The organism is Methanobrevibacter sp. (assembly GCF_045577275.1).
Classification (GTDB): domain Archaea; phylum Methanobacteriota; class Methanobacteria; order Methanobacteriales; family Methanobacteriaceae; genus Methanobrevibacter.
In genome coordinates this window covers 1-3,606 of sequence record NZ_JAZNIB010000331.1, presented here as the reverse complement: position 1 = coordinate 3,606, position 3,606 = coordinate 1, and the positions used below count along the sequence as shown (strand labels likewise).

The 3,606-nt window shown below is 30.6% G+C and carries 5 protein-coding genes; all 5 read right to left on the bottom strand.

All coding sequences use genetic code 11. The features are described from left to right. Window positions 1-137: 137 nt before the first annotated feature. A complete protein-coding gene (locus tag ACKI67_RS09615; protein WP_407463313.1) occupies window positions 138-530 on the bottom strand; it encodes a hypothetical protein in 393 nt (130 codons plus the stop codon). Between the two features lie 100 nt (window positions 531-630). After that, on the bottom strand, window positions 631-1,392 hold the full coding sequence (locus ACKI67_RS09610; RefSeq protein ID WP_407463312.1) for an ATPase: 762 nt from the start codon (window positions 1,390-1,392) through the stop codon (window positions 631-633). Between the two features lie 35 nt (window positions 1,393-1,427). Continuing rightward, window positions 1,428-2,333 (bottom strand): shikimate dehydrogenase, encoded by a 906-nt coding sequence (aroE, locus tag ACKI67_RS09605; protein WP_407463311.1) that lies wholly within the window; start codon window positions 2,331-2,333, stop codon window positions 1,428-1,430. A gap of 8 nt (window positions 2,334-2,341) precedes the next feature. Beyond that, entirely contained in the window at window positions 2,342-2,872 is a 531-nt protein-coding gene (locus ACKI67_RS09600; protein WP_407463310.1) for a DUF2115 family protein, read from the bottom strand. Window positions 2,873-2,922: 50 nt separating this feature from the next. After that, a complete protein-coding gene (locus tag ACKI67_RS09595; RefSeq protein WP_407463309.1) occupies window positions 2,923-3,486 on the bottom strand; it encodes a DUF2115 domain-containing protein in 564 nt (187 codons plus the stop codon). Window positions 3,487-3,606 lie beyond the last annotated feature (120 nt).

The window sequence follows — 3,606 nt, the reverse complement described above, 5'->3', positions numbered from 1 at the left end:
TAAAATAGAAAATAAGAAATTAGAATATTTAAAAATAAATTTAAAAATTTTATAGAAAAATGTTTAAAAATTAAAGAAAAAAATAGTGTAAAAATTAAAAAAATAGAAAAAATAAAAAATAAGTTAAAAAAGTAAACTTATCTGAGGGCATTAAAGAATTTTCCCCATTTGATTCCACGTTTATGTGCTTGAACCTTCATTTCATAAGAATCATCAAGTGGAGAATACTCTTTTTCCAAGATTTTCTCTTTAGCTTCAAAGTCATATGCAGTGTCTTTTAATTTATCAAGGACATCCATTTCTGCAGTTAAATCATTGTCAGTATTTTTCATTTCCTCTTCTAATTTAGCTTTTTTGATGATTAACTGTTCAAGCCTTTCTTCAAGAAGCTGATCATTGCGAACTCCATAATGATCACGTAAATAGAAAATCAAGTCTATAGCTTCACCAATGCTTAATCCATTTTCTTGCATGATTTGATATCTTTTAAATTGCTCATCATTTAATTCTACAGTAATTTCATTTGCCATGTTAAAACCTCGTAAATAATCACAAATTATTTAAAAATTATTAATTAATTTAATGTTTATACTTTATTGTATTTAACTATGTTTAATAATTTTTCATTATTTATTGTTTTTGATGATTTTCCAAAAATGATGATGCAGCCAAAACATTCTCCTTGAATTGTGGATTTACCTCAGTCAAGAATCCCATGAATGACTCTGCAATGTCTTCATTTTCATAGTTTATCTCATATTCCTTTTCAATGCCTAAGAAGTCATTTATCCACTCTTGGGGAACGTTTATAAATGGGAATATGATGTCCTTATCCTTTAAGTTTAAATCATAAATATTGGATAAGTCTAATTTCCTATCCCATTCGATTCCCTTTCCATCAAAGATATCATTAAGGATATGATTTACTTCCTGATTCAGGTTCAATGGGGAAATGACAGAATCATAATCATCTGCACTGATGTTTTCATCATATTCAATGAATCTTATGCCATATTTTCTTGAATACGGCTCGATTACTATGTATAAAAACTTGTTGTAATCATTATCCATTCTTGGAATGAGAATCCTTTCCTTAGGGCTTAAGGACTCTGCCAATGTCTTTGAAGACCTTGAACAGATCTTTTGAAAAAGAGATGACCTTACAATCTCCATATCAGGATAATGCCTGTTGAAGGTTTCTCTTCTTTTTTTGGAAAACTTTGAAAAGCGGAGATTTTCTATATAAAGCTTAATTTTTCCATCATCATCAAAGAAGCTAACAAAACGAGTATCAACACCTATTTGCTTTAAAAACTTCATAACATCCTTCTTTGAATCGGATAGTTTCTTATCTTCTCCATTTAAAACAAAATTTGATAGAAAATCATCCATAATATCACGAAAATAAAATTAAAATTAAAATAAAATCAAATACCTAAAACATCCAATAATGCCTTTTCCATAACATCCACTGGAGCATCTCTGCCCAACCAGATTTCAAAACTTCTGATTCCTTGATACAATAGCATCTTATATCCATAAACAACTTCTGCATTGGCCTTTAGTGCCTCCTTTATCAAGGATGTTTCCATAGGTGTGTAAACGATATCATTTACAACAAGCTCCTCATGAAGCATATCTGCACTTGCAATTGCCTTATCATCCACATTAGGATACATTCCAATTGGTGTTGTATCTATAAATATATCTGAACTGTCCAATTCCCTTTTCAGATTCTCAAATTCACAGCTATTTATAGTTATATCTATCCCTGCTTTACTTAAATTGGATTCAAGATCATTTGCAAGGGATTCCGCTTTGCTTGCATTACGATTCAATATTGACAGTTCATCAATTCCACTGCTTGCTATCTGAAATGCAACTGCTCTTGCTGCTCCACCTGCACCTGTGACTGTCACCTTCTTATTATTTATTGAAGTTTTTTCTTGAATTGCACGGACACATCCATATCCATCAGTGTTGAATCCTTTTGTTGTAACACTGGTTTCATTATCTTGATTGGATGATTCATTATCTTGCACATAATTGAATTGAATTGTGTTTACTGCACCAATCATTGAAGCTACTTGATCGATTTCATCAAGGTGTTTCATGACATTGGTTTTATGTGGTATTGTAACATTCAAACCTTGTATGCCCATAGCCTTTGCACCTTCAATGCAATCCTTCAACCTGTCTGGTTTGACATGAAATGGAAGATAAATGTAATTTAAATTTAAAGCATCAAGTCCTGCATTATGCATTGCTGGAGAGAAAGTATGTTCAATAGGATCTCCAATAACTCCTAATATTTTTGTTTTTCCATCTACCATTCTATCACCTAAAAATCTAACTGTTCTGCTATGCAAAGCCTGCATACAGAATTTGGAGTATTCATATTAGCCTCCTTAACCGGACAATAATAAACTCCATTTTTCATTATAACCTCTAAAGAACCTGGGAAAGGAGTTCCAATAGGATGAATAGGCTCATCAAGCACAAATGTAGTGTAAAGGGATACCACCAAATTAATAAGTGGGCTTTTGTTTTTTCTATCTGTAGAAACAGATTTGTAAATTTCCTTTAAATCGTTTAATTTTTCTACAAAGTCATCTCTATTGAAATAATCATTATAGACTGTATCATTGCTTCGTATTTCCTTTACTCTGTTTAAGAGAAAGTCAATATAAATCTTTTTGCTTTTTTCCTGATAGGATTCCTGGACATATTTGTTGTTTTCAATGATTTCAGCAGATATAATCATCAAATCAAAAACAGAAACATCAGTAAGCTCTTCCTTTAAGACAATCATAAGATCATCCTTAGATATTTTTTCATCTTCTCCTATCAATGCATCAAACTTTTCAAACATCCTATCACAAAGTGTTAATATTATTAAAATGCTACTTTTAAAAAATACCATTAGCTGCTGGCATTTAATTTCGGATCATAATCAATCTCACGTGAAATGCAGATATTGCAAACTGCTCCTTCAGTATTCTTTTGAGTTGCCTTAACAGGACAATAATAAAACTTACCTAACTTCTTAATCTTCAAATTGCCTGGGAAAGGAGTGTCCAGTGAATGAATAGGTTCATTCAATATAAATGTGGCATATAGAGAAACTAAACAGTAAATAAGCTGTACCTTATCCTTATCAAAATCCACACCATCATAAACATTATGTAAAGCATCTAATGACTCTTCAAACTGTTTTTTATCAATTCTCTCCTTTTTGCCTCTGCTGTCATAATCTGTATTGTCCTTTTTAATATTGTTTATATGGCCAATGAATTGCTTGACATAAGCTTGACGGAAGTCATCCTGATATTTGTCCTGTACAAACTCCACATCCTGAAGTATATACTTATTGGCATCCATCAAATCAAAAACAGATATCTTTTGGGCTTTTTCCTTTAAAATAGCCAAAAGATCATTCTTTGAAATCTTTTTATCCTCTAAGAGTTCATGCAATTCTTCAAACATAATTCACACTTAATTTTTTTATATTAATTTATAGTATTTTATCATTTAAAATTTTTATGCATATATAAAAATAATTTATCATATATTCCCAAAATTTCCTTAAATATATAAATCAAATAA

Bases quoted from the DNA above. Each gene is read 5' to 3' on its own strand.
- ACKI67_RS09615 (WP_407463313.1), bottom strand. From the start codon at position 530: ATGGCAAATGAAATTACTGTAGAATTAAATGATGAGCAATTTAAAAGA.
- ACKI67_RS09610 (WP_407463312.1), bottom strand. From the start codon at position 1,392: ATGGATGATTTTCTATCAAATTTTGTTTTAAATGGAGAAGATAAGAAA.
- aroE (WP_407463311.1), bottom strand. From the start codon at position 2,333: ATGGTAGATGGAAAAACAAAAATATTAGGAGTTATTGGAGATCCTATT.
- ACKI67_RS09600 (WP_407463310.1), bottom strand. From the start codon at position 2,872: ATGTTTGAAAAGTTTGATGCATTGATAGGAGAAGATGAAAAAATATCT.
- ACKI67_RS09595 (WP_407463309.1), bottom strand. From the start codon at position 3,486: ATGTTTGAAGAATTGCATGAACTCTTAGAGGATAAAAAGATTTCAAAG.